The organism is Streptomyces roseirectus, assembly GCF_014489635.1.
Lineage (GTDB): Bacteria > Actinomycetota > Actinomycetes > Streptomycetales > Streptomycetaceae > Streptomyces > Streptomyces roseirectus.
The window spans coordinates 2,004,122-2,029,306 of sequence record NZ_CP060828.1; the positions used below are offsets into that span (position 1 = coordinate 2,004,122).

At 71.9% G+C, this 25,185-nt stretch carries 20 protein-coding genes; 10 read left to right on the top strand and 10 right to left on the bottom strand.

Features of this window, described 5'->3' with window-relative positions:
* Positions 1–122: 122 nt before the first annotated feature.
* Both IAG44_RS08200 and IAG44_RS08205 read right to left on the bottom strand, forming a co-directional pair.
* Positions 123–593, bottom strand: a complete 471-nt coding sequence (locus IAG44_RS08200) for an ATP-binding protein (protein WP_246561574.1) — start codon at positions 591–593, stop codon at positions 123–125.
* A 749-nt stretch (positions 594–1,342) separates the two neighbouring features.
* Positions 1,343–1,963, bottom strand: a complete 621-nt coding sequence (locus IAG44_RS08205) for a hypothetical protein (RefSeq protein ID WP_187746461.1) — start codon at positions 1,961–1,963, stop codon at positions 1,343–1,345.
* Positions 1,964–2,205: 242 nt separating this feature from the next.
* On the opposite strand from IAG44_RS08205, the gene IAG44_RS08210 reads away from it, so the two are divergent.
* The gene (locus tag IAG44_RS08210) at positions 2,206–3,741 is read left to right on the top strand and encodes a helix-turn-helix domain-containing protein (RefSeq protein WP_246561575.1); all 1,536 of its coding nucleotides are present in this window, start codon (positions 2,206–2,208) and stop codon (positions 3,739–3,741) included.
* Positions 3,742–3,757: 16 nt separating this feature from the next.
* Here IAG44_RS08210 and IAG44_RS08215 read toward each other — a convergent pair whose 3' ends face one another.
* Positions 3,758–5,875, bottom strand: a complete 2,118-nt coding sequence (locus IAG44_RS08215; RefSeq protein WP_187746463.1) for a PP2C family serine/threonine-protein phosphatase — start codon at positions 5,873–5,875, stop codon at positions 3,758–3,760.
* A 246-nt stretch (positions 5,876–6,121) separates the two neighbouring features.
* Between IAG44_RS08215 and IAG44_RS08220 the strand changes: the two genes are divergently transcribed.
* Both IAG44_RS08220 and IAG44_RS08225 read left to right on the top strand, forming a co-directional pair.
* Complete coding sequence (locus IAG44_RS08220) at positions 6,122–6,604, top strand: DUF456 domain-containing protein (protein WP_187746464.1); 483 nt, start codon at positions 6,122–6,124, stop codon at positions 6,602–6,604.
* Positions 6,605–6,711: 107 nt separating this feature from the next.
* Complete coding sequence (locus IAG44_RS08225; RefSeq protein WP_187746465.1) at positions 6,712–7,065, top strand: hypothetical protein; 354 nt, start codon at positions 6,712–6,714, stop codon at positions 7,063–7,065.
* 2 nt (positions 7,066–7,067) lie between these two features.
* Here the strand turns inward: IAG44_RS08225 and IAG44_RS08230 are convergent, their stop codons facing one another.
* Complete coding sequence (locus IAG44_RS08230) at positions 7,068–7,547, bottom strand: methylated-DNA--[protein]-cysteine S-methyltransferase (protein WP_187746466.1); 480 nt, start codon at positions 7,545–7,547, stop codon at positions 7,068–7,070.
* 110 nt (positions 7,548–7,657) lie between these two features.
* A complete protein-coding gene (gene rsgA, locus IAG44_RS08235; protein WP_187746467.1) occupies positions 7,658–8,794 on the bottom strand; it encodes a ribosome small subunit-dependent GTPase A in 1,137 nt (378 codons plus the stop codon).
* 430 nt (positions 8,795–9,224) lie between these two features.
* On the opposite strand from rsgA, the gene IAG44_RS08240 reads away from it, so the two are divergent.
* Positions 9,225–11,117 carry an AMP-dependent synthetase/ligase gene (locus IAG44_RS08240; protein WP_187746468.1) on the top strand — a complete coding sequence of 631 codons (1,893 nt, stop codon included), beginning with the start codon at positions 9,225–9,227 and terminating at the stop codon, positions 11,115–11,117.
* Between the two features lie 23 nt (positions 11,118–11,140).
* Here IAG44_RS08240 and IAG44_RS08245 read toward each other — a convergent pair whose 3' ends face one another.
* The 5 genes from IAG44_RS08245 to IAG44_RS08265 form a co-directional block, all read right to left on the bottom strand.
* Positions 11,141–11,836, bottom strand: a complete 696-nt coding sequence (locus IAG44_RS08245) for a response regulator transcription factor (RefSeq protein ID WP_187746469.1) — start codon at positions 11,834–11,836, stop codon at positions 11,141–11,143.
* Between the two features lie 174 nt (positions 11,837–12,010).
* Positions 12,011–13,489, bottom strand: coding sequence for a cellulose-binding domain-containing protein (locus IAG44_RS08250; RefSeq protein ID WP_187746470.1), 1,479 nt, complete (start codon positions 13,487–13,489; stop codon positions 12,011–12,013).
* A 261-nt stretch (positions 13,490–13,750) separates the two neighbouring features.
* Entirely contained in the window at positions 13,751–15,070 is a 1,320-nt protein-coding gene (locus IAG44_RS08255; RefSeq protein ID WP_187746471.1) for a radical SAM protein, read from the bottom strand.
* Positions 15,071–15,326: 256 nt separating this feature from the next.
* Positions 15,327–15,677 (bottom strand): hypothetical protein, encoded by a 351-nt coding sequence (locus IAG44_RS08260; RefSeq protein WP_187746472.1) that lies wholly within the window; start codon positions 15,675–15,677, stop codon positions 15,327–15,329.
* Entirely contained in the window at positions 15,674–16,150 is a 477-nt protein-coding gene (locus IAG44_RS08265; RefSeq protein ID WP_187746473.1) for a hypothetical protein, read from the bottom strand. The genes IAG44_RS08260 and IAG44_RS08265 overlap by 4 nt, the downstream gene beginning before the upstream one ends.
* A 188-nt stretch (positions 16,151–16,338) precedes the next feature.
* On the opposite strand from IAG44_RS08265, the gene IAG44_RS08270 reads away from it, so the two are divergent.
* The 6 genes from IAG44_RS08270 to IAG44_RS08295 all read left to right on the top strand — a co-directional run bounded on the left by IAG44_RS08270 (position 16,339) and on the right by IAG44_RS08295 (position 25,130).
* The gene (locus IAG44_RS08270) at positions 16,339–17,583 is read left to right on the top strand and encodes an FAD-binding protein (protein ID WP_187746474.1); all 1,245 of its coding nucleotides are present in this window, start codon (positions 16,339–16,341) and stop codon (positions 17,581–17,583) included.
* A gap of 134 nt (positions 17,584–17,717) precedes the next feature.
* Positions 17,718–18,962: an ROK family protein gene (locus IAG44_RS08275; RefSeq protein WP_246561576.1), complete on the top strand. Its 1,245-nt coding sequence runs from the start codon at positions 17,718–17,720 to the stop codon at positions 18,960–18,962.
* Between the two features lie 199 nt (positions 18,963–19,161).
* Positions 19,162–20,427 (top strand): ABC transporter substrate-binding protein, encoded by a 1,266-nt coding sequence (locus IAG44_RS08280; RefSeq protein WP_187746476.1) that lies wholly within the window; start codon positions 19,162–19,164, stop codon positions 20,425–20,427.
* 18 nt (positions 20,428–20,445) lie between these two features.
* Positions 20,446–21,411 carry a carbohydrate ABC transporter permease gene (locus IAG44_RS08285; RefSeq protein WP_187746477.1) on the top strand — a complete coding sequence of 322 codons (966 nt, stop codon included), beginning with the start codon at positions 20,446–20,448 and terminating at the stop codon, positions 21,409–21,411.
* Entirely contained in the window at positions 21,408–22,250 is an 843-nt protein-coding gene (locus IAG44_RS08290) for a carbohydrate ABC transporter permease (RefSeq protein ID WP_187746478.1), read from the top strand. The genes IAG44_RS08285 and IAG44_RS08290 overlap by 4 nt, the downstream gene beginning before the upstream one ends.
* Before the next feature lie 12 nt (positions 22,251–22,262).
* A complete protein-coding gene (locus tag IAG44_RS08295; protein ID WP_187746479.1) occupies positions 22,263–25,130 on the top strand; it encodes a glycoside hydrolase family 2 TIM barrel-domain containing protein in 2,868 nt (955 codons plus the stop codon).
* Positions 25,131–25,185: the final 55 nt, after the last annotated feature.

Consider the following 25,185-nt stretch of genomic DNA (forward strand, 5'->3'; position numbering starts at 1 on the left):
GGAGCAGCGGCTCACGCCGCACCATGAGCACGTCACGGCGTGAGCCGTGAAGCACCTCGGGGCGGGGGCGCGACCTTCCAACAGGGCCGCGCCCCCGCCCCGTTGTCCTGCCCGCCGGTGAACTAGGCGGCGTCCGCGTCCAGTTCGAACCAGACCGCCTTGCCGATGCCGTGCCGGCGTACCCCCCAGGCGTCCGCGAGGGACTGGACGAGGAGGAGGCCCCGGCCGTGGGTGCCGTCGTCGGGGTGGGGGGCCCTCGGGGTGGGGAGCTGGGGGACGAAGTCCCGTACCTCCACCCGGAGTCCGTCCGGGCCGACCGTCGCCGTCAGGACCGCGTCGTCGTCGGTGTGGAGCAGCGCGTTGGTGACCAGTTCGCTGGTCAGCAGCTCCGCGATGGCCGAGCGTCCTGGCTTGCCCCAGTTGCGCAGGAGTTCCCTGAGCGCGTGCCGGGCCTCGGGGATCGCGGCCAGGTCCGCGCGTCCCAGGTGGCACCTCAACTGCCCCGTGTCGTCCGGGTTCTCGCCTGTCCGCGCCGCGTGTCCCTGTGGGGAGCGCGGCGCCTGCGGTGTCGCCGAGGAGGCCCCGATCGCCATGGGACCGCCCCCTCGTGCCTGCCTTTTCATGACCCCCGCCCGCGCGCCGATGTCGGTTTCCCTCCTGCTCGAACACGTTCACGGGGATCCATGCCCCGTGCGGCCGCCCGCAGTCCTGCGCGGCCGCGGGGCCGCCGGATGTTCGGCCATGTTCCCGGCACCGCGTGCCGCGCCCGCCGTCGCGCCTCTGACCAGCCCACAAGGGCCCCCGGCATATGCCAAGGGCCTTCTCCGCCGCGTCTTCGGCGACACCGGGTCCCCCCGCGACGTATAGCCGAGCGCGAACGGGGTACCGCACCCGTTCTCCGCCGCCCCCGCCCCCGCGGTCTACGCACCCCCGCGCGCGACCCGGTCCCCACCGTCGACCGCCCCCTCCCGAACCCGGCGTATCCCACCCGGAGCCACCCGTCGGCCCCGACTGCCCCGCACTCCGCCCAACTTGGCCAAAAACCACCGCGCCCACCCGAGGCGATCTGGTGCGGCCGGGGTCCCGGTGCTGCTCACACGGGGGTGAAGGGAACGTGAACGGTGAGGCGGGAAGGGGGACGGGGGCCGCGGGCGACGGCGAAGGGGGCGCGGCCGGCGTGCCGGGACCCGGTTCCGGTGGGCGGAGATTCGGACGGCTCCGCTCCGAGGCGACGGTCCCGGAGGCGGCTCGGAACCGGCGAGGTGAACGGGGTGGCGTGGGGGGAGGTACGGGGCCGCCCTCTCGTCCCCCATGCGTGAGGGCGGCCCCGGTTTTCGGATGGTCAGCGCAGCTTGTTCACCGCCGTGACGGTGGTCTTCTTGAACGCCTTCACCGGGGCGTTCGCGAACGAGCCCAGCTCGCCCCAGTCGACGACCGTCACCCGGGTGCCGTCGCGGCCGACGCCGAGGAGGCGGACGTCCGTGGCGCCCCAGTCGCCGACGGTGTGCAGGCCGAAGACGTGCGCGCCCTCCTCGACCTTGACGGCGCCGTAGTCCTTGAACTCGGCCTGGACGTCCGGGTACTTGTCCTCGATGCGGGCCGCACAGGTGCGGATGTCCTTCTCGATGCGCGCGTAACGGCCCTTGGCGGCACGCTCGTCGGGCAGGACGACGCTCACCTGGACGGCGCCGGTGTCGAGTTCGGTGCGGAAGGTGCGGTGCCAGGTGGCGTCGCCGCCGCCCAGCGCCATGCCGAGGCAGGTGTCCACCTCGATCTCCTCGGGCACGCCCGCGGTGACCGGGCCGGCCGTCCAGGCGGACGAGGCGTGCGGCGGGAGGTCGCCCGGCGCGAGGAATCCGGGCGGCGCGGGGTTCGCCGCCGCCGGGACGGCCGTCGCCGTGACGACGGTGAGGCAGGCGGCGGAGAGTGCGGTGAGCACGGCCGCGTGGACGCGAGTGCGCATGAGTGGTCCCCCGTGGGTGTCGTACGTGGATGTGAACTCGGCGCACCTCGGCGTACCTTCGGTCGGGACGGGTCGGGTCCCGGCGGGGCCGTTCGGTGCGACACCACGAGCATCACGGGTCACGGCGGACCGGGGCAAGCGGCACCGCCCGTCCGCCGGGGATGGAACCATCCCACCCCGGCTGACGTGCAGTTACATGAGTGCCTGGGATACCGTCCCGGGCCCGGCGAACCGGGGGAACGGTGACCAGCGGCCAGCACGCGGCAACCTTCGCGGCCCATCTGCGCGACCTGAAGTCCCGCACCGACCGCAGCTACGGCTCCCTCGCGCGCCGCCTCGGCATGAACACCTCCACCCTCCACCGCTACTGCGCCGGCGAGGCCGTCCCCCAGGACTTCGCCCCCGTCGAACGCCTCGCGGGCTTCTGCGGCGCGAGCCCGGCGGAACGCCTGGAACTCCACCGCCTGTGGCTGCTGGCGGTGGAGGAGAGGCAGGGGCGGGGACGCAGGGAGGAGGGAGCGGAGGGGGCAGAGGGGGTAAAGAGCGGGGCGGACCTCAACGCCGGAGGCGGGGTGGGCGACGGGGCCGGTGCGGTGGCTGACGCCGAGGCGGGCGTGAGCGGATCGGAGGGCGAGGGGGGCGCAGGCGCCGGGGCGGGTGGCCGGGGTGAGGGTCGGGCGGAGGTCGACGCCGAGGGCAGTGTGAGCGAGGCGAGTCCAGGGGGACCCGGTGTCGGTGAGACCGATGCCTTTGCCTCCTCCGGCTCCGGTGCGCACTCCCCGTCCGCCGATGACCCCGTCGTGCATGACGCCGTGCCGGCTCGCGCCCGTCCCTGGTATCGGCGGCGGGCCGCCGTCTTCGGGGCCGTCGCCTGTGTCGTCGCCGCGACGGTCGGGACGTTGGCCGCGTTGCCGGATGGGCGGCGGGATGTGCCTCCGGGGGTGACGGCGCAGGGTGGGGAGGAGGTGCCGGGGGTGGTCGTCACGCCGGGGGGTGGGTCGCCGAGTGCGAGTGCGGCGCCGAGTGGGAGCCCCGGGGCGTCCGGGTCGCCGTCGCCGTCGCCGTCCGCGAAGGGGGCCTCGCCCTCACCCGGCGGGAACGGTGGGAGCGGTGGGGGTGGCTCCGCTTCTCCGTCCGCCGGTAAGCCCTCCTTCGCCGGGACGCCGCTCACCTGGACCGCCGACTCGCATGTGTGGGCGAACGGCTGCGCGCACTACTACGTGGTCGACCGGCCGCCCGCGCAGGTGCCCCCGCCCCCGATGTCCCAGGACGCGCGGGCCTGGGCGGCGGCGGAGGGTGCCCTGCACGGGAAGGAGACGATGGTCCGGATCACCGTCCAGGGCCGTTCGGAGACGGCGGTCGTCCTGGAGGCGCTGCGCGTGCGGGTGGTGACCCGCACGGCGCCCGCCCCCGGCAACGCGTACGCCACGGACCAGGGCTGCGGCGGCTCCCTCACGCCCCGCGAGTTCGCCGTCGACCTGGACAAGGACCGCCCGATCGCCCGCTCGATGCCGGGCAACGACGCCGGCACCGTCCTCCCGGCCGTCAGCTTCCCCTACCGGGTCTCGGCGAAGGACCCGGAGGTGCTGCTGGTGTCGGCGCGGACGGCGGGCTGCGACTGCTCCTGGTACCTGGAGCTGGACTGGTCATCGCAGGGCAGGACGGGCACGGTCCGGATCGACGACGCGGGCACCCCGTTCCGCACGACGGCCATCGCGCACCTGCCGAGGTACGAGTACGACACCCTGGACCGGGGCTGGCGCCCGCGCGAGTACTGACGTCGCGGGCGCACGCTCACGTCTCCCAGACGGCCGCCGCTGTCCGGTCGTCCGCGTAGCCCTTCACCCTGATCTGGACGTCCGCGAGGAATTCCGCGAGGCCGGGGGCGGGGGCGCCGGACCAGCGGGCGGTGAGGTGACCGGCGAACTCCAGCTCGCCCCGCAGGGGGTCGGCCAGGCCCGAGGTGCACATCAGCAGGGTGTCCCCGGGGCGGGCGAGGGAGGTGCGGAAGCGGAAGGGGTCGGGGGGCGGGAGCTGGTCGTAGGGGGTGGTGGACTCCGGTGGGTAGGGGCCGGACGCCGGGTCCTGCGCGTACGGGCCCGCCGCCGCGCCCGGCAGGGGACGTTCGGGGTCGCTCGCGGGCTCGCCCGCCGCCGGTTCGATGTCCTGCCACTCGCCGCCGCGCAGGCGGAACAGGCCGCCGTCGCCGACGCCGAAGAAGACGCGGGTGCGGCACTCGGGGTCGGCGGGGAGGAGGAGACAGCGCAGGGTCGCCGTGTACTCCTGGGGAGCGAGGCCCTGTTCGGCGGCGCCGGCGCGCAGTCGGCCGAGGCTGCGGTCGGTGAGGCGGTGCAGACCGGACTTCAGGTCGCCGCGCCGGCCCGCGCGGATGTCCTCCGCGAGCCGCACGTGGCTGCGGCCCACCGCGCGGCCGATCCACCGGCACACCTCGGCCGCCGCCCGGTGCGCCCCGACGGTCGCCCGCGCGCCGGTCGCCATCGCGATCAGCACCAGCGCCTGGTCCCCGTACCCGAACCGTGCCGTCAACAGCGCGTCGCGCCTCGGCTCGCCCCGGTACCTCGCGGAGTCGCCGCGCAGCGACACCGCCCGGACCGTCCCGCTCCCGTACCGGGCGCCGTCCAGCACGGTGTCCGCGACGAGGTCGTCCAGCGCGTCCGGGTCGGCCAGGGGCAGGGCGGTGGGGTTGGCGTCGTAGGTGGGCGGGCCCGAACCGACGTACTCCTTGAGGGCGGGGCGCGGCGGAGGGGCTGCGGCCGGCGCCTCGGTCTCCGGGGCGGGCGGCTCGGGGCGCTCGGCGAAGCCCGGGGGGAGGGGGCCGGGCGGGAAGGTCGTGGGTCCGGTGGGGGTCTCGGGCGGGGGTTCCCAGGGGGCGCGGGGGGAAGGGGGCGGGGGTGAGGCGGGCGCGGGCTCGGTGGCGGGGCGAGGTGAGGCTGGCTCGGGTGGGGTGACAGGACGAGGTGCGGCGAGCTTGGGCTCGGTGGCGGGGCGAGGTGCGGCGGGCTTGGGCGCAGCGACGGGGCGAGGTGCGGCAGGCTCGGGCGCAGCGACGGGGCGAGGTGCGGCAGGGCCGGGAGAAGCAGCGGGACGTGGCGGGGTGACGGGACGCGGTGGGGCCGACTCCGGCGGGGCCGGTCGCGGCGAGGCTGCGGGCTCGGGCGGCGACGGCTGTGACGGGACCGGCTGCGGCGGTCCGGCGGGGTGAGGCGGGACGGGGCGGGGTGAGGTGCCCGGCCTGGGCGGGGCCTGCTCCGGTGGAGCCGGTCGCGGCGAGGCGCTGGGGTGGGGCGGGGCGGACGGGGTCGGCTCGGGTGGGGCGGAGGCCGGCGGGGTGGGGCGTGCCGAGGCGGCGGGGCCGGACGGCGCGGGAGGCGGCGAGGTCGGCTGAGGCGTCGCGGGCGGGGTGCGGCGGACCGGGGTGAGGTGGACCGTGTCGTCCGGCTCCTCGGGCCCGGCGTCCGCTCGCGGCGGGGTGTCGCGGACGTCTGCTCCGGGGCCGGCGTCCGCTTGCGGCGGGGTGATTCGGGCGTCCTCGGCTCGCGCGTCCTCTGCCGGGTGGTCGTCCTCGGTGGGGCTCGGCGTGCGCGGGTACGCCTTCCGGGCGGGGCTGGCCGGTTTCCCGGCGATGGGCTCGATGTCCGCGTCCCCGGCGGCCTTGTACCCGGCGTCCCCTGTGACCTCGTCCCCATGGTCGGCCGGCGTCAAGGGGCCGGACGGGTCGCGTGGCCCCGGTACCGTCGCCGTGCCCGGGTTGACCGTGCCGGAGGCCGAGGCGAAGCGGTCGTCCAGGGAGTCCGGGGTGGTGGTGGGGCCGGTGTCGTCGGCGGTGTCGTCGTACAACTGCCCCCACCAGTCGTCCTGGTGACCGATGGGACTTCCCCCCTGCTGGCTCATGCCCCTAATTGTCCACCGCGCGGGCCGGAAGAAAACGGGGCAACGGGAAAATGCGAGCCATGGGGAACGGATCGCACGGCGTGTCACGGGTTCACTCGAACACGCGCCCGGGAAGCGGGACGCCGGACGACCCCACCCCCCACGGGAGGGCCGCCCGGCGTCGCGAGTGTGCGGGAGTCACCTGGCAGCCGGCTGTGAACGCCCGTCTGACCTGCGCGGCGTCCGGGGCTCGGGCACCCTGGGCAGATGGGAGCGTGGGAACTCCTGCCGGTCGGCCTGGTCATCCTGCTCGGCCTGTGCGGAGTACTGGTGCCCGGCGTGCCGGGGTCGTGGCTCGTGTGGGCCGGGGTCCTGTGGTGGGCGCTGAAGGACCCCCAGCCGGTCGCGTGGGCGGTGCTGGTCGGGGCGACGTCCGCGTTGCTGCTCGCGCAGGTCGTCCGCTGGGCCCTGCCGCCGCGCCGGCTGCGGGGCAGCGGCGCGAGTCCCCGGATGGCGGTGTACGCCGGGCTCGGCGCCGTCCTCGGTTTCGTCCTGCTCCCCGTCCTCGGCGCGCTCCCCGGCTTCGTCGGCGGCGCCTGGCTCAGCGAGCGGCTGCGGCTGGGCGACGACAGGGCGGCGCGGTCGTCCGTCCGGACGGTGCTGCGGGCGGGCGGCTGGAGCGTCCTGACGGAACTGTTCACGTGTCTGCTGATCGCGGGGGCGTGGGTGGGGGCGGTGGTGTGGGGGTGAGCGCGTTGAACTCAGGTCAACCTCGTGCAGGGGCGCTTGACGGGGTGCGGAACTCGGGCGCTACTTATCGGTGCTCACTACACACAAGCCGATCAAAGGGGGCTCAAATGGGAAAGATCACGCGATCGAGGCTGACTGTCACGCTGGCGGTCGCCGCCACCGTCGGCCTTGCCCTTCCGGGAGTTGCCGGTGCGGCGGACGGCTCACCCCAGCTCAGGACCAACACGGCCTGTACCGACTTCAAGGCGACAGCAAGGGAAAACGTGTCCATCCGCGCCGAGCGCGATACCGGTTCCCGTCTGGTGACCACTGCCCTGAAGGGGGAGACGTGGGCCTGTGGCTCAAACAGCGTCACCCTGGGCGACCGGTACACCGCTTGCGGGACAACGAACGGCAACGGTTGGTTCTACGTCTACAACAACAACGCCTGGGGCTGGAGCGTGTCAGCCTGCTGGGCGTGACGTCACAGGCTGCCCTCCAGCGTCAGCAGGCTCACCTTTCGTTCCAGTCCGCCCGCGTACCCCGTCAGTGTCCCGTCCGCGCCGATCACGCGGTGGCAGGGGCGCAGGATGAGCAGGGGGTTGGCCCCGATCGCGCCGCCGACGGCGCGTACGGCGGCGCGTGAGGCGTCGATGCGGGCGGCGATCTCGCCGTATGTGACGGTCGTGCCGTAGGGGACGTCGTCCAGGGCGGCCCAGACGCGCTCGCGGAACGCGGTGCCCGAGGCACGCAGGGTGAGGTCGAACTCCTTGAGGTCGCCGGCGAAGTAGGCGTCGAGTTGGATCCGGACGTCCCGGAAGGGGCCGGTGTCCTCTCGCCAGCCCGGTTCGGGGACGCGTCCGCCCTTCTGGCCCGGCACGGAGAGGGAGGTGAGGGCGCCGTCGGGGTCGGCGGTGAGGATCAGCTCGCCGAGGGGGCTGGGGATCCGGGTGTACGTGCTCATCGCGCTTCCTCAGGTCGGTCGGCCCGCGCCGGGCCCTCGTACCGTCCAGTGTGAGCGGTACGGGGGCCCGGGGCTGGCGGAAATCCGACATGGGGTTCGGGGGGCGGGGCTTACACCTCCCACCCCCGCTTGGCCGCCCGCCTGGCCCGCCCCTCCGCCCCCTTCGCCTTCCACTCACGTCGGATCTCGGCCCGTAGCCGGGCGTCGGACTTGGCGACGATCCACTCGTTCTCGCGGACGAGCTTGCGGTAGCTGTCCAGCCGCCGCACGGCGAGCGCGCCGTCCTCGACGGCGGCCAGGACCGCGCAGCCGGGCTCGGCATCGTGGGCGCAGTCGTGGAAGCGGCAGTCACGGGCCAGTTCCTCGATCTCGGAGAAGACCTGCCCGACCCCGCCGCCCGCGTCCCAGAGGCCGACGCCGCGCAGTCCGGGGGTGTCGATGAGGACGCCCCCGGTGGGGAGGGTGAGGAGGTTGCGGGTGGTCGTGGTGTGCCGCCCCTTGCCGTCGACGTCGCGCGCGGCCCGGACGTCCATGGCATCGACGCCGACGAGCGTGTTGGCGAGCGTCGACTTGCCCGCCCCGGAGGCGCCGAGCAGGACGGAAGTGCCGCGCCGGACAAGGGAGTTGAGGTGGTCGACGCCTTCGCCGGTGTGCGCGCTGACGGTCAGCACCGGCACCCCGGGCGCGGTGGTCTCGACGTCCCGCACGAGGTGCGCGAGGACGACGGGGTCCCCGACGAGGTCGGCCTTGCTGAGGACGACGACGGGCCGCGCGCCGGACTCCCAGGCGAGCGCCAGGTACCGTTCCACGCGCCCGAGATCGAGTTCGACGGCGAGCGAGACGGCGATCACGGCGTGGTCGACGTTGGCGGCGAGGACCTGTCCCTCGGACCGCTTGGACGAGGTGGACCGCACGAACGCGGTCCGCCGGGGCAGCAACTCCCGTACATAGCGCGGGTCTTGCCCGGCGGGGTCGACGACGGCCCAGTCCCCGGTGCACACGACCTTCATCGGATCGCGCGGCACGACGAACTCGGTGTCGGCGCGCACGACGCCCTCGGCGGTGACGACGTCGCACAGCCCCCGGTCGACGCGCACCACGCGCCCGAGGACGGCGCCCGTCGCCCGGTGGGACGCGAACGCGTCCTCCCAGCCCGTGTCCCACCCGTAGGCGGCGAGCGGATGCGGGAGGGCATCGGAAGGAGACGTTCCGGCGGGCGAAACGTCGGGAAAAGCGGAGAAACTCAAGGGAAACCCTTCACAAGGGCGGCCCCGGCAGCGCGCTCAGCGCGTCTTGACTGTCAGCCGACGACCGCGGAAGTGGAGCAGAACACCTGGTTGCCGCGGGACACACCCGCCTGGAAAGCAGTCATGACGCACACCTCCGGATCTTTCCTCGACGTCCTGTACGGGGCCCGCACAGCGTAGAGAAGCGGCGAAAGCGTTCACCACCGAATTTCCGCGTCCGGCACCCTTTTCTCAGAGCCGCATCAGAGCCGCATCGGAATGTGCTCGGAGTTTGCGGTCTGCGCCCTGTCGTACCGGCCCGTCACCTTCCAATACCCCTGGTAACCGCACGAGTTCACCACACGGCGCCCGTACGATCCACTCCCCGCCCCGGGCGTGTCGTCGCCGCCCGTTCACCCCCCACCGCTCTTTTCGCAGTCCGGAGCCGCCCGTGTCCTCGCTCTATCCGCTCGCGTCCACCCTGATCGACGGGATCGAAACGCCGGTCGTGCGGCCGGAGATCGTCCGGGACGGGGAGGGCGCGGTCCGGGAGGTGTCGGTGCCCGCGCTGGTGCCCGCGGTGGGGTACGGGTCGCTGGCGGACCTGCCGTTCGACAACGCGACGCGCGCGCCCGGCGATGTGGTGTTCAGCCGGCGTGCGGGGGACGGGAGGTGGACGGACGTGACGGCGGAGCGGTTCGCCGGGGAGGTCACGGCGCTCGCCAAGGGGCTGATCGCGGAAGGACTTTCGCCGGGTGACCGGATCGCGGTGCTGGCGCGTACCTCGTACGAGTGGACCTTGACGGACTTCGCGGCGTGGGCGGCGGGGCTGGTGACGGTGCCGGTGCACCCGGGGTTCTCGCCGCGCCGTATCCAGTGGGTGCTGCGGCACTCGGGGGCGGCGGCGCTGGTGGCGGACAGCGTGGCGCAGGCGGCGGTCGGCCAGGAGGCGGGGCTGCGGCGCGTGTGGGTGATCGAGCGGGGGAATCTGGCGCATCTCGCGGCGCTGGGCGCGGACGTGCCGGACGGGGAGGTCGGGGTGCGGCGCGGGATGCTCGGCCCGGGGACGCCGGCGTCGCTGGTCTACACGTCGGGGACGACGGGCCGGCCCACGGCGTGCGCGCTGACCCACGGCAATTTCTTCGCGCAGGTCGACAACGTCGTGGAGTTGCTGTTCCCGGCGCTCAAGTCGGCGGCGGGCAAGGACACTTCGGTGCTGCTGTGCGCGCCGCTCGCGCACGTCTTCGGGCGGGTCGCGGCGCTGGCCTGTGTGCGGGCGCGGGTGCGGGCGGGGCACGCGCCGTCCACGGCGGCGGAGGAACTGCTGCCGCTGCTTGAGGAGTTCAGGCCGACGGCGCTGTTCGCGGCGCCGACCGCGCTGGAGAGCCTGTTCGGTCATCTGCGGGCCAGGGCCCAGGAGTCGGGGAAGCTGACGGCGTTCGACCGGTCGGCGCGTATCGCGGCCCGGTTCGGGGAGGCGGAGCAGCGTCAGCGGCTGGGCCGGGGCGAGGGTCCGGGGCGGACGCTGCGGGCGGCACGCGCCGTCTACGACCAGGGCGTGTACCGCCGGCTGCGTACCTCGCTGGGCGGGCGGGTCGGGCACGTGGTGTGCGGCGGGGCGGCGCTGCGGCGGCAGTTGGCGGCGTTCTACACGGGCGCGGGCGTCCCGGTGTTCGAGACGTACGGGCTGACCGAGGCGACGGGCATCGCGACGCTGGCCCCGCCGCTGCGGCCCCGGCTCGGGACGGCGGGCCAGCCGCTGCCGGGGACGGCGGTGAGGATCGCCGGGGACGGCGAGATCCTGGTGTCGGGCGGCCATGTCCTGCACGGCCGGTGGGATCCGGGGGCGAGCAAGCTGCTGCCGGCGGCGCCGGGCGGCTGGCTGCCGACCGGTGACCTCGGGCATCTCGACGAGGAGGGGTATCTGGTGGTCGCCGGGCGGCGCGCGGACACGCTGACGCTGCTGGACGGCACCCGGGTGGCGCCGGTGGCGGCCGAGAACCGGCTGCGGGCCCACCCGTTGGTCTCCCGCGCGGTCCTGGTCGGCGACGCCCGCCCCTACGTCGCCGCCCTGCTGACCCTCTCCCCGGCGGGCCTCACGCACTGGCGCCGGACCGAGAAGCGCACCGCCACACCGTACGAACTGCTGCTGGGCGACGCCGAGTTGCGGGAGGTGCTACAGGCGGCGGTGGACGAGGCGAACGCGGCGACCGGCGCCGGCATCCGCAGGTTCGCGGTGCTGCCGGGGGACCTCGCGGCGGGGCATCTGACGCCGGTGGGGACGTTGCGGCGGGAGCGGATCCTGGGGGACTTCGCGGGGGAGGTGGAGGGGCTGTACCGGTGAAGTGCCGGGCGGGCGGCGGGCGTTCAGTCCACGCAGAGCCGGTAGCCCACCCCCCGTACCGTCCTGATCAGGGTGTGTCCCGGGTCGCCGAGCTTGCGCCGCAGGTAGTAGACGTACGTCTCCACGCTCCCGGATCCCTCGAACCGCCGGTGCCACACGCGCTCCTGCAGCTGTTCGCGGGTCAGGACGCGGCCGGGGTTCTCCAACAGGCAGCGCAGGAGGGCGAATTCGGTGCTGGTCAGCTCCAACGGCCGTCCGGAGACGCGGACCTGGTGCGCGTCGACGTCCATCTCGACCTCCCCGGCACTGAGCCGGCCCGGCCCGGCGGCGGCGTCGCGGATCCCGCTGCGGCGCAGCAACGCCCGTACGCGTGCGGCGACTTCGCGCAGCTCGAAGGGTTTGGTGACGAAGTCGTCGCCGCCGAGGTCGAGTCCACGCACGAGGTCGTCGACGCCGCCGCGGCCGGCGAGGAAGAGGACGGGGACGGTGACGCCCCTGGCGCGCAGGATGCGGCAGACCTGGAAGCCGTCGACGTCGGGGAGGCGGACGTCGAGCAGGACGAGGTCGGGTGGGACGCGGGCGATGAGTTCGAGGGCCTGGCGGCCGGTCGCGGCGGCGCTCACCCGGAAGCCGGCGAACTCCAGCGCCATGGTGAGCAGGCCCCGGACGCTGTCCTCGGCGTCGACGACGAGGAGGCGTGCGGGGACAGGGGTGGTCATGTCCTGTTCCTTCATCCGCAGGGGTACTTGAGTCATCAAGTTCTACGGAACGTATCGTCACACATACCGATGGGTAACTGAACTTGCCCCTGGCATCCCCCACCGCCTCTGGCGCCCCCGCCACGCGCGAAACGCCCCGGACCTCGGAAGGCCCGGGGCGCATGTCAACTCACCCTAGTCGCACGGGTGTCCGTTCAGCGTGAAGCCGTAGGGCGCCGTGTTCTTGCCCTCCCAGGAGGCGAGGAAGCCGAAGGAGAGGGTGCCGTCCGCCGCGACCGACTTGTTGTAGTCGGCGGCGGTGGCGATGACCCGGGAGCCCATCTGCGCGACGGACGCGTCCCACATCTGGTCGACGTGCTGGCCGTCCTTGAACGACCAGGAGACGTGCCAGTCGGTGAGCTGTTCGACGGTCGTGACGGTGACGGTGGCCTGGAAGCCGTCCGGCCACTGGTTGACGAGGTCGTAGGTGACCGCGCACAGCGGCTTGCCGGTGCCGGTGCCACCGGAGGAACCGCCCGTGGCGCCCCCGGGCGCGCTCGGGGACTCGCTCGCCGCCGACGACGAGGTGCCCTGCGGCTCCGGGTCGGTGCGGGTGGCGCCGTCCGTCGGGGTGGGGCTGTCCGACTTCGGCGTCGGCGACTCGAAGGAGGGCCCGCCGCCGACGACCGGCATGGAGTCGGTCGGCGTCCCCCGCGAGGCGGTCTCGTCGCGCGTCTCGCCGCCGAACGGCATCAGCGACACGCCGAGCGCGAGGACCGACACCAGCACGGCGGCCACGAGCAGCCCGCCGCGCAGTGCCTTCGCCTTCGCCGCCGCGGCCTTGGCCGCCTCGCTCTCCGGGTCGGCCAGGTCGGGCCGTCCGGCGCCGAGCCGCACCTCGGCGGCGCGCCGGCGGCGCTCCAGGTAGGCGAGCCCGCCCCAGCCGATGACGCCCCCGGCGAGCGCGGCCGGCAGCCCGCCGCCATGCAGCCGCAGACACGCGGCGGCCTCGGCGCACTCGACGCAGGTCGCGAGGTGGCGGGAGAGGTCTTCGGGCGCGTCGGCGGTGGTCGAGCGGGTGACGGCGTCCAGGAGGCGGACGTAGGAGCGGCACTCCGCGTCGAGCGGCGTGTCGAGGTGGTTGCGGTGGCAGCGGTCCCGGAAGAGTCCGCGCACCTCGTTCAGCTGCTCGGCGGCGTCCTGCGGGTCGAGGCCGAGGCGGCGGGCGACGGCGCGCAGCGGCAGCGCCTCCACCTCGGCGAGCCACAGCAGCGCGGCGTCCGGCTCCTGCATGTCGCGCAGGCCGCGCAGGGCGATCGGGCGGCGCAGGGGCGGGCCGGTGTAGCGGGCGGCCTTCTCCGAGTTGAGCCACAGGCGCAGATCGGGGTCGAGGCGGTGCCCGTGGCCGCCGGCCTCCCAGCCGGCGGCGGTGGTGCGGACGGCCGTCAGCAGCAGGGGTATGCGGGGCAGCCGCGCGGAGCGGCGGCCCATGCTGCGGGTGCCGTCCTCGGCGGCGCGGGCCTCGCGGATGCCGAGGGCGAACGCCTGGCGGGCCAGCTGGTGGGCGGCGGTCGAGCCGGCCGTGCACAGGTCGGCGTACGAAAGGACGGCGTCCCAGCACTCGGAGAACAGCGCGGCTTCCGCGGCGTCCTTCGGGGTCGGCAGGTCGGGCATGGGTCTCCTGCATTCGAATGCGAGGTCAACTCACCATAGCGGCAATGGAGTTGGGGGGAACCTCGCGGCAGGGCCGAAGCTTTTCACGTCATCGACACAACTGACAAGCGCGGTATTCAAAAGCGTCACCGTGCGTTGCCGCTATGCGCCGAAGACCGGCAAAGCGCCCTGACGTGAAACGCGGCCGGCCCGTACGAGAGGCCCGACGTCGGTCCTTCATACGGGGCCGGCCGCGCTCGCGCTCAACCCGTGTCCTGTCCGTTACACAGCAGCTTCATCTTTCGCGGGCAGGCTGTCCATGAAGGAGCTGACCGAGAAGACGGCGCGGCCGGGGCCGGGCGGGCCGTAGCCGGGGGGCGAGGAGAGGCCGAAGTCCTCCATCGTCTGCCGGTACGCCTGGAGCAGGCGGATGTGGTACTCCAGCGGAGCGCCCGCGGGGTTGGCCTTGCCGAGCGGGGTCGTCGGCTCCGGGCACCAGGTCGTGAACCTCGGGGTGATGCCGTTCGACATGAAGAAGCGCAGGCCCTCGGTGGTGGAGTCGATCGCCTCGTCGACCGTCTTGAAGCCGAACGGCTCCGCCATCTCCACGCCGGCGACGAAGTTCGGGATCACGTTGCGGGCGCCGAAGACCTCCGCGGAGTCCAGGATGCGGCGGTGCCACTCGTCGCGGCCGACGTACCTCTCCTTGCCGGGGCAGTACATCTTGAACAGGTACTCGTCCCACACCTCGTAGTTGGGGTGGTAGATCTGCACGCCGTAGTCCTTGAAGCGCTGGACGTCGTCCTTCGGCAGCGCCTGGGCCACGACCTTGCCGATCCAGCGGCCGGGGAAGCGTTCCTCGATGGCCTTCGCGTAGTGGCCGTAGAAGTCGGCCTCGTCCCGGCCGGAGACCGTCTTGGTGATCGCGCCGCCGGTCAGCGTGTAGGCGGTGGACGCCTTCGCCGTGTCGTACCGGTCGATGATCTCCAGCGCCTCCAGGACCTCCTCGACGTCCTTGACGCCCGTGTAGGGGCGGCCGGCCGCCTTGTGCTGGCGCCAGTTGTGGTTGATGTCGCAGTACTGGCACTCCTCCTTGGCGCCGAAGTACTGGCACACCCGGAAGACGGTCAGGTAGATCAGGTAACCCCACTGGATGGTGGGCGCCACCTCCATCACGGACTTCCCGTTGGACAGCTTGTGCCGGTAGTACTCCGGCATCGGCGGGACACCGACGTCCGCGATCCGCTTCCCGTCCAGGTAGAGCCCGAGCATGCCCTCCTCGTCCGCCGCGACCCGGTACGGGGACGCCGGGTTGACCCGTACGGAGACGACCGTCCGCCGCAGGTCGTACGGGCCGCCGGTCAGGATGATCTCCTCCGGGGGCCTCCTCAGCGCGGCCTCGCCCAGTTCGGGCAGGGTGCCGTGGTCGAACGAGAAGATGAAGTACGACTTCGGCTTCACCTCCCCGCCCTCGTTGTCACTCAGTGCGGAGGGGTCGAAGGCCACTCCCCCGCGCAACAGGTCCTCCTTGAAAACGGCCTCCCGAGGCACCCCAGGAAACCGCTCCATCAGATCCTCGACCAGCGCGGTACGGCTGCCCATCCCGTCACTCCTCCCACTCACACACGTACGACTCCTCACGGTATGCCCCCGAGGCGGGGGGTGTGGGGGCGGGGTGGGGTTGGGGTGGTGTCGGGGTGAGGACGGGTCCGGGGCCGGGGCGGGAGAAATGGCCGGCGGAGCCTTTGCGGCGAGGGGGTGAGGGGGCGGGCGGGGCCTTTACCTCGGGCGAAAGCAGCCGGGGCGAGCTTCGCCGCACAGGCGCGTGTGTGAGCTAATTCATGGGCCACGTATCCGTTCATCCCGCGCCTGAATTCCGCGTTCCCTGTACCGCCCCGCTGTTTTCCCCACGGCGTTCCGCACCCCGCCACGCGAATTTCCCCGCCCCCTTTTCCCTCTCCCCCACAACCCACGGCGCCAGCATTCCGGTGGCGGCGAGGATTCCGCCGAGGACGATCCAGCCCGCACGCCCCCAGGAAACGCACAGGGCGATCACCAGCCCCGGCCCCACCGCTTCCGCGAGGGCGAAGGAGAGTTCGAAACCGGCGGCGAAATGGAGGAGTTCGCCGACGGTGTGGACGACGACGCCGGTGATGATCAAGAGTCCCGCGGCCCACCCGGGAACTCCCTGGGCCGCCGAAATGATCACGCAGGACACGAGAAACACGGCCCGGCGCGCCGGTAGGCGATTCCCCGGCTCGCGCGCACCTGGAAAAGGACGACGATGACCGTCCCGGTCACCATGGACGCCCCGACCAGCCACAGCGGCAGCGCGACGGTGAGCACCTTGAACTGGACGGCCATCACCCCGTCGAGCACGGTGACGAACAGGTACCGCCGATCCCGCAGAGCGCCCCGCCGAGGCCCGCCCACCGGAACCGGCACACGTGCCGGCGCCGGCAGCCGCACAAGCACGACGGCGGCTGGCCCGACAAGCGCCAACACATTGGCCACGACGAGCAGTTGATACGCCCGAAACTCCCGCGGCCGCACCCCACCGAACGCCCGGATCAACGGCGCCCGCGCCGCGCCGCCCGCGAGGGAGACGGCGACGACGAACGCGGTGAAGGTGTCCGCCAGGAGGAACCCGGCGGTCGCCCCCGCTTGGACGGCCGGCGTCACGGCACACACCAAGCTCTCGGAGACGCCGGATCGCGAAGGGGCGTGACGGCGCTGTGAAGCGCAGGCAAGTCGTCCCTCCCTGCTCAGCAGGCGCGCGCCGCCGGCGAAAGCTCATCCGCCGGCACCGGCGTCCGCCCCCACGAGGTAGGTTTCACCCGCATCCCCTCGGAAGCCGGAAGGACGGCCGTATGACCGCGAGTGTGACCAACTGGGCGGGGAACATCAGGTTCGTGGCGAGAGAGGTGCTGCGGCCGGACGGGGAGGAGGCGCTGCGGAAGGCGGTCGCGCGGAACGACCGTGTCCGGGTGCTGGGGAGCGGACACTCGTTCAACCGGATCGCGGAGCCCGGTGAGGAGGGGGTTCTCCTCTCGCTGGAGGCGCTGCCTCAGGTGATCGAGGTCGATGGGGAGCGCCGGACCGTTCGGGTCGGGGGTGGTGTGCGGTATGCCGAACTCGCGCGCAGGGTGCACGAGTCGGGGCTGGCGCTGCCCAACATGGCGTCGCTGCCGCATATTTCGGTGGCCGGCTCGGTCGCGACGGGCACGCACGGTTCGGGGGTGGGGAACGGGCCGCTCGCCGAGGCTGTGCGGGAGGTGGAACTCCTGACCGCTGACGGCTCGTTGGTGCGGATCGGGCGTGAGGACGCCCGTTTCCCCGGCGCGGTCACCTCGCTCGGCGCGCTCGGGATCGTCGTCGCGCTGACACTGGACCTGGCGCCGGGATACGGCGTCGAGCAGTACACGTTCACCGAACTGCCGTTGGAGGGGCTGGACTTCGAGGCCGTGGCGGGCGCCGCGTACAGCGTGAGCCTGTTCACGGACTGGCGTGCGCCGGGCTTCAGGCAGGTGTGGGTGAAGCGCCGCACGGACCAGCCGTACGCGGGTTTCCCGTGGGCGGCGCCGGCCACGGCCAAGTTGCACCCGGTGCCGGGGATGCCGGCGGAGAACTGCACGGAACAGTTCGGCGTCCCCGGCCCCTGGCACGAGCGACTGCCGCACTTCAAGGCGGAGTTCACCCCGAGCAGCGGCGACGAACTCCAGTCGGAGTACCTGCTCCCCCGCGAACACGCCCTAGCCGCGCTGACCGCGCTCGGGGACATCCGCGAGGCCGTCTCCCCGGTGCTCCAGATCTGCGAGGTCCGCACGGTCGCCGCCGACCGGCAGTGGCTGAGCCCGGCGTACGGCAGGGACTCGGTGGCCGTCCACTTCACCTGGATCGACGACACGGACGCGGTGTTGCCCGCCGTCCGCGCGGTCGAGAGCGTTCTCGACGGTTTCGGGGCGCGCCCGCACTGGGGGAAGGTCTTCACCACGGCCCCCGCGACGCTGCGCGAGCGCTACCCGAGGCTGGCGGAGTTCCGGGCGCTCGCTCAGGAGCTGGACCCGGCCGGGAAGTTCACGAACGCTTTCGTCCGTGACGTGCTCGGAGAGTGAGTCCGGCGCCGGATCGGGCGACTTTATAAAGCCCCTTTCCGAACCCTTGTCGAATGGCGGGACGCCCCCATAGCCTGGCGCGGCGCCGGAGCGACGCTGCTTCGGCGCGGGTGGAAGGGATGGGGGCAACTCCGGTGAAGCGCACATCACGCGACATCCGCACCGCGAACCGTTACGAGGTGCTGCGCCAGATCATCGCCAGCTCACCCACCTCGCGGCAGGAGCTGGCCGCCGCGACCGGCCTCAGCCTCGCCACCGTCGCGACCCTCGTCGGGGAGCTGCTGGACCTGCGCATGATCACCGAGGTCGGTTTCGAGGACTCGGCGGGCGGCCGGCCGCGCGGCCTCGTCGCGGTGAACGCCTCGGGCGGCGCGCTGATCGGCGTCGACATCGCGGAGACGTACGTCTACGCCGAGCTGTACGACCTGGGGCTGAACGTCCTGGCGCGGGCGGAGGAGCGGATGCGGCCGGGGCAGAGCACCCCCGAGGAGGTCGTCGCCCATGTCGCGACGACCACCCGCTCGGTCGTCGCGCAGGCCGGGGTGGAGTCGGCGCGGGTGCTGGGCGTCGGGGTGAGCATGCCGGGGCAGGTGGACCGGGCCACCGGGGTCTCCGAGTACGCGCCCAACTGGGACTGGCAGGACGTGCCGTTGCTCGACCTGCTCGCCGAACACATCCCGTACCCCCTGTACTTGGACAACCCGCTGCGCGCCTGCGCGGTCGCCGAGCTGTGGTTCGGGGCGGCGCGCGGGTACGGGGACGCGGTCGTGCTGATTCTCGGGACCGGGGTGGGCGCGGGTCTGATCCTGGGCGGGGCGGTGCACCGGGGGGTCAGTTCGAGCGCCGGGGAGTGGGGGCACTCCACGCTGGTGCTCGACGGGCGGCTGTGTCACTGCGGCAACCACGGGTGCGTCGAGACGTACGTCGGGGCGCCCGGAATCATGCAGAACATCAGGGAGTTGAGCCCGCGCAGCCCGCTGCTGCACCCCGGTGACCAGTCGGCGACGATCGACGCGCTCGCGGCGGGGCTCGCGGCGGGGGACCCCGACGCCGTCAAGGTCGTCCGGGATCTGGCGCGGTATCTCGGTGCGGCGATCGCGGACTTGGTGAACGTGCTGAACCCCGAGGTCGTCGTGCTGGGGAGCTGGGTGGCGATCCGGCTCGGGACGCCGTTGCTGCGCGAGGTCCGCGCGGCCGTGGCCCGGCACGCGCTGAAGCGGCCGATGGCCGCGACCCGGATCGTCCTGTCGCCGATCCTCACCGACTCGGTCTGCATGGGCACGGCGACGCTGGCCCTGGAGGGCGCGTTGCAGTCGGTCGGGCAGACCACGGGCAAGCGCGCCACCAGGGCGAGGAGCCGCACCGCACCGCCTACGTAACGAGTGGAGAGCCGTCCTCAACTCCCCCATCTCGCCAGGCTGTTCGTGATACCGAACAGTCACAACGCTTCGAACAGACTTTGTTCAACCCCTTGCCGAAGCCTTAGCCGAAGGTTAACGTCCCGCTCCGCAGCGCCTTTCGAGCCACCGAGCCAAAAGCCGTTGTGTCGCAGCCGCACTCAAGACAAGGACGTCAAGCATGTCGGCATCGAGCATGAGCAACTGGAATCGTCGATCCGTCCTGCGGGCCGCGATGGGTCTGGCCGCCGCCGGCGGGCTGGCCGCGTGCGGCGGCAACAACGGCCGCGGCGGCGGTTCCGGTTCGGGCGCGAACCTCGTCCAGTACTTCCACGCCTACGGCGAGAACGGCGTCGAGGCGGCCGTGAAGAAGTACGCGAAGGCGTACAAGGGGGCGAACGTCTCCACGCAGTGGATCACCGGCTCCAACTTCGAGCAGAAGCTGTTCGCGGCGCTGCTCACCGACAACGCGCCCGACGTCTTCGAGTTCCACCCGCAGATCCAGCTCGTCAAGAGCGGTCAGGTGGCCGACCTGACCGACATCATCTCGCCGGTAAAGAGCGACTTCAACCAGGCCGACATCACCTCGCACACGGTCGACGGCAAGATCTACGGCGTCCGCATGATCGACGACCCGCAGTTCTTCTTCTACCGCCCCTCCATGTTCGAGAAGGCGAAGGTCCAGGTCCCGACGACGCTGGAGGAGCTGATAGAGGCCACGAAGGCCCTCACCACCAGCAAGGTCAAGGGCGCCTACCTGGGCAACGACATCACCCCGGTGCAGTCCCCGCTGATCTGGTCGGCCGGCGCCGACACCCTGACCCCGGACAACAAGCCCGCGTTCAACACGGACGCCGTCGCGGCCGGCCTGAAGCAGATGCGCGGGCTGTTCACCAGCGGCAACCTGCTGCTGGGCGCCCCGACCGACTGGTGGGACCCGTCGGCGTTCACGCAGGGCCTGACCGCGATCCAGTGGTGCGGCATGTGGGCGATGCCCGCGATGCAGCAGGCGCTCGGCGACGACATCGGCATCTTCCCGTTCCCGAAGATCGGCGCGGCCGGCAAGCAGTCGGTGATCAACGGCGGCTGGTCGATGTTCGTGAACGCCAAGGGCAAGAACGTCGAGGCGGCCAAGGAGTACGTGAAGTGGCTGTGGATCGACCAGAAGCAGTACCAGGAGGACTTCGCGACCTCCTACGGCTTCCACATCCCACCGCGCACCTCGCTCGCCGAGAGCGCCACGAAACTCAAGACGGGCCTGCCGGCCGAGGGCGTCAAGCTCTTCAACCAGTTCGGGCACTTCGACAACATCGGCTGGACGCAGGCCATGATCTCCTCGATCAACGACGTGATCGCCAACTCCATCCGTAAGGACGACGACCCGAAGGCGCAGCTCGCCGCCGCCGAGAAAAAGGTCGACGCCGAGCTGAAGAAGCTCTTCGGATAGTCCGGCGGAGAACCCGACATGTCGACCACCACGACGCGGAAGGCCGCCTCCTCCGCCCCGGCACCGGCCCCCAAGGGCCGGCCGAGGCGGAGGTTCTCGGCGAGCCCCACCGCGAACTTCTGGCTCTTCACCGGGCCCTTCCTCATCGGCCTGGTGATCTTCGTCTTCGTGCCGATCGGCTGGAGCATCTGGCTCAGCTTCTTCGAGGCACGCTTCACGGTCACCCCGAGCGAATTCGTCGGCTTCGAGAACTACAAGTCGATCCTCACCGACGTCGACTTCCGCAACTCGCTGGTCACCTTCACCGTCTTCGCCGCGTTCATCGTGCCGCTCACCTGGGCGGTCTCGCTGGGGCTCGCGCTGCTGGTGAACCGGATCACGATCATGCGGGCGTTCTTCCGCTCGGCGTTCTTCCTGCCGACCGCGGTGAGCTACGTCGCCGCCTCGCTGATCTGGAAGATGTCCCTGTTCAACGGCGTCCGCTTCGGCCTCGCCAACACGGTCATCGGCTGGTTCGGCGTCGACAACATCGCGTGGCTCGCGAGCCCCGACCCGCCGTGGTACTGGCTGGTCATCGTCACCGTCCGGCTGTGGCTGCAGTCCGGGTTCTACATGATCCTGTTCATCGCGGCGCTGCAGAACATCCCGAAGGAGCTGTACGAGGCCGCGGCCATCGACGGCGCCAAGCCGGGCTGGCAGACGTTCCGCCACATCACGCTGCCCCAGCTGCGGGCCACCTCGACCGCCGTCATCCTGCTCCTGCTGATCGCCGCCTACCAGGCGTTCGACGAGTTCTTCAACCTGCTGTCCAAGGCGACGTGGGGCCAGCCGCCGCTGGTGGAGCTCTACAAGATGGCGCTGGGTGAGAACCAGAACTACGGCGTCGGCAGCGCGGGCGCGGTCGTGCTGACCCTGCTGATCTGCGTCGTCACGCTGATCCAGGGCAAGATCATGGGCTTCGGAAGGGGGGAGGAGTCGAAGTGAAGGATCGTAAACGCGGCTCTGTCCTCGGCAACACCGGCCTCTACCTGGCGACCTCCGTGGCCGCCCTGCTCTTCCTCATCCCCTTCTACCTGATCGTGCGCAACGCGCTCATGACGGACAAGGAGATAACGGGCGAGAACTGGAAGTGGTTCCCGACCAGCATCCAGTGGGGCAACGTCAGCGAGCTGTTCGACGACCCGACGGTCGACTTCGCGCGCTCGCTGTGGAACTCGACGGTCGTCGCCGTCCTGTCGACGACCGGCATCCTGCTGGTGTGCTCGCTCGCCGGGTACGGCCTCGCGCGGATCCCGTACAAGCACGCCAACAAGGTGTTCTACGTCGTCCTGGCGACCCTGATGGTTCCCACGGCCGTCACCTTCGTGCCCAGTTTCGTCCTCGTCTCGTCCCTCGGCTGGGTGGACTCTTACCGAGGTCTCATCGTTCCGGGGCTCTTCAGTGGTTTCACCTGTTTCCTGTTCCGGCAGTACTTCCTGGGATTCCCCAAGGAGCTGGAGGAGGCGGCGCGCGTGGACGGGCTCGGTTACTGGGGCGCCTACTGGCGCGTCGTGGTGCCGAACTCGCTGAACTTCTTCGCGGCCATGGCGACCATCACGTTCATCAACGGCTGGAACTCCTTCCTCTGGCCCCTGGTCATCGGGCAGGATCCCAGTTCGTGGACGGTGCAGGTCGCGCTGTCCTCGTACATGACCAACCAGACCGTGAACTACCACCTGATCTTCATGGCCACGGCCGTGTCGATCCTCCCTCTCGTGTTCGTCTTCCTCTTCCTCCAGCGCTGGCTGGTGCAGGGGATCGCACAGACGGGCATCAAGGGCTGAGCTAGGAGACCGATGTCTTTCCGCACCACCTCCACGGACGTCGACTATGTCGAGGACGTCGCGCCGGGCCGCGGGGCGCTTGCGCCGCGCGCCTGGTACCCGTCGTCGGACGCGGCCACGCTGTCGCTGAACGGCCCCTGGCGGTTCAGACTGTCGGCGACGGCCGGCGCCGAGGACGACTCGTTCGCGGCGCCCGGGTACGACGCCGGGGGGTGGGCGGAGGTCTCGGTCCCCGGGCACTGGGTGCTCCAGGGCCACGGCGCCCCGATCTACACGAACGTCCAGTACCCGTTCCCCGTCGACCCGCCGCACGTCCCGACGGAGAACCCGACCGGTGACCACCTGCGCGTCTTCGACCTGCCCGCCGACTGGCCGACCGGCGGGGACGTCGTCCTGCGCTTCGACGGTGTCGAGTCCTGCGCCCGCGTGTGGCTCAACGGCACGGAACTCGGCGAGTTCAAGGGCTCGCGCCTCGCGCACGAGTTCGCGGTCGGGCCCCTGCTCAAGGCGTCCGGCAACGTTGTCGCGGTCCGCGTCCACCAGTGGTCGGCGGGCTCCTACCTGGAGGACCAGGACCAGTGGTGGCTGCCGGGCATCTTCCGTGACGTCACGCTGCTGCACCGGCCCGAGGGCGCCGTCCAGGATTTTGAGGTCATCGCTTCATACGACCATGTCACCGGCACCGGCACCCTGCGCGTCGACTCGGACGTCCCCGGCCGAGTGACGGTCCCCGAGCTGGGCCTGGACATCGAGACCGGTTCCCCGGTGTCCGTCGCCGTCGAGCCGTGGACCGCCGAGACGCCGCGCCTGTACGACGCCGTCCTCGCCACCGCCGGCGAGCGCGTCCCGCTGCGGATCGGGTTCCGGACCGTCGTACTCGAAGACGGCCTGATCAAGGTCAACGGGACGCCGATCCTGTTCAAGGGCGTCAACCGGCACGAGTGGCACCCCGAGACGGGCCGCGCGCTGGACCTGGAGACGATGCGCGAGGACGTGCTGCTGATGAAGCGGCACAACATCAACGCGGTGCGCACCTCCCACTACCCGCCGCACCCGGCGTTCCTGGACCTGTGCGACGAGTACGGGCTGTGGGTGATCGACGAGTGCGACCTGGAGACGCACGGCTTCGTCGAGCAGAAGTGGCGGGACAACCCCGTCGACGACGACCGCTGGACCCCCGCGCTCCTCGACCGGGCCGAGCGGATGGTCGAGCGCGACAAGAACCACCCGTCGATCGTGTTCTGGTCGCTGGGCAACGAGGCGGGCACCGGGCGCGGGCTGACCGCGATGGCCGAGTGGATCCACGGCCGTGACTCCTCGCGGCTCGTGCACTACGAGGGCGACTGGTCCTGCCGGGACACCGACGTGTACTCGCGGATGTACGCCTTCCACGAGGAGACCGAGGAGATCGGCAAGCACCTCGACGGGGGCGCCGGGAAGCGGCGTGAACTCCCGTTCATCCAGTGCGAGTACGCGCACGCCATGGGCAACGGTCCGGGTGGACTCGTCGACTACCAGCGGCTGTTCGAGAAGTACGACCGCCTCCAGGGCGGGTTCATCTGGGAGTGGATCGACCACGGCATCGTCCACGAGGAGTTCGGGTACGCGTACGGCGGCGACTTCGGCGAGGAACTGCACGACGGCAACTTCGTCTGCGACGGCCTGATCTTCCCCGACCGCACCCCCTCCCCCGGGCTCCTGGAGTTCAAGAAGGTCATCGAGCCGGTGGGTCTGACGGGGGCTTCGGGCACCCTGACCGTGACCAACAAGCAGGATTTCGCGGACCTTTCGGCGTTCGCGTTCTCCTGGGCGTTCCAGGTGGACGGCGAGGAGGTCGCGTCGGGTCCGCTGGAGGTGCCCGCGCTCGCGGCGGGCGAGTCGGCGGACGTGAAGCTGCCGCCGGTGCCCGCGGACGCGCCGGCGGGGGCGGAGACGGGGTGGACGGTGCGTGCGGTGCTGGCCGCCGACACGCTGTGGGGCGCTCAGGGCCATGAGGTCGCGTGGGGCCAAGTCCCGGTCGCGGCGCGGGTGTTGCCGTCGCTGGGCGCGCCTGTCGCGCCGGTCGTCGGCTCGGACGCGATCACGCTCGGTCCGGGTGTGTTCAACTCCCGTACGGGTGAGCTGACTTCGATCGGTTCCGTGCCGGTGACGGGCGGGCTGCGGCTCGACGTGTGGCGGGCGACGACCGACAACGACAACGGGACCGAGTGGTTCTCCGGGATCAACTACAGCGAGTTGTGGCGCAAGTTGGGCCTGCACCGGATGCGGCACCGCATCGACGCCGTCGAGCTGGACGGGGACGCGTTGACCGTGCGGACCCGGGTCGCGCCGGCCGCCGCCGAGGTGGGGCTCGCGACCGTGTACCGGTGGACGTCGGACGGGGCGCGGCTGAAGCTGACGGTGTCGGTGACGCCGGAGGGCCGGTGGACGGTGCCGCTGCCGAGGCTCGGCGTGCGGTTCGGGCTGCCGGGGTCGACGGACGCCGTCAGCTGGTTCGGCGGCGGGCCGCTGGAGGCGTACCCGGACACGCGGGAGGCGTCGCGGATCGGGGCGTGGCGGTCGACCGTCGACGCACTCCAGACGCCGTACGTGTTCCCGCAGGAAAACGGCTCGCGGGCCGACGTCCGCAGGGCTACTCTGGGCGGGCTCCAGGTCGAGGGCGACCCGGAGTTCTGGTTCACGGCACGCCGTTGGACCACCGAGGAGCTGGACGCCGCCCGTCACCGCACCGACCTGGTCGCCGGTGAGACGGTGTGGGTCCATCTGGACCACGCGGTGCACGGCGTGGGGACGCAGGCGTGCGGGCCCCGGCCGCTGCCGCAGTACGTACTGGAGGCAGCGCCCGCCGAGTTCTCGTTCGTGTTCTCGGAAGCCGTCTGATGTGATCCCCGTGGTTCGCTGATCCCCGTTCGAGGCCGGTCCGGCACGCTCCGGG

What these genes read in the sequence shown, in the direction of transcription:
- IAG44_RS08215 (WP_187746463.1), bottom strand. Translation starts at nt 5,875, where the DNA reads ATGAGCCAGCAGGGGGGAAGTCCCATCGGTCACCAGGACGACTGGTGG.
- IAG44_RS08250 (WP_187746470.1), bottom strand. Translation starts at nt 13,489, where the DNA reads ATGCCCGACCTGCCGACCCCGAAGGACGCCGCGGAAGCCGCGCTGTTC.
- IAG44_RS08225 (WP_187746465.1), top strand. Translation starts at nt 6,712, where the DNA reads ATGGGAAAGATCACGCGATCGAGGCTGACTGTCACGCTGGCGGTCGCC.
- IAG44_RS08200 (WP_246561574.1), bottom strand. Translation starts at nt 593, where the DNA reads ATGGCGATCGGGGCCTCCTCGGCGACACCGCAGGCGCCGCGCTCCCCA.
- IAG44_RS08280 (WP_187746476.1), top strand. Translation starts at nt 19,162, where the DNA reads ATGTCGGCATCGAGCATGAGCAACTGGAATCGTCGATCCGTCCTGCGG.
- IAG44_RS08285 (WP_187746477.1), top strand. Translation starts at nt 20,446, where the DNA reads ATGTCGACCACCACGACGCGGAAGGCCGCCTCCTCCGCCCCGGCACCG.
- IAG44_RS08295 (WP_187746479.1), top strand. Translation starts at nt 22,263, where the DNA reads ATGTCTTTCCGCACCACCTCCACGGACGTCGACTATGTCGAGGACGTC.
- IAG44_RS08270 (WP_187746474.1), top strand. Translation starts at nt 16,339, where the DNA reads ATGACCGCGAGTGTGACCAACTGGGCGGGGAACATCAGGTTCGTGGCG.
- IAG44_RS08255 (WP_187746471.1), bottom strand. Translation starts at nt 15,070, where the DNA reads ATGGGCAGCCGTACCGCGCTGGTCGAGGATCTGATGGAGCGGTTTCCT.
- IAG44_RS08245 (WP_187746469.1), bottom strand. Translation starts at nt 11,836, where the DNA reads ATGACCACCCCTGTCCCCGCACGCCTCCTCGTCGTCGACGCCGAGGAC.
- IAG44_RS08230 (WP_187746466.1), bottom strand. Translation starts at nt 7,547, where the DNA reads ATGAGCACGTACACCCGGATCCCCAGCCCCCTCGGCGAGCTGATCCTC.
- IAG44_RS08220 (WP_187746464.1), top strand. Translation starts at nt 6,122, where the DNA reads ATGGGAGCGTGGGAACTCCTGCCGGTCGGCCTGGTCATCCTGCTCGGC.
- IAG44_RS08205 (WP_187746461.1), bottom strand. Translation starts at nt 1,963, where the DNA reads ATGCGCACTCGCGTCCACGCGGCCGTGCTCACCGCACTCTCCGCCGCC.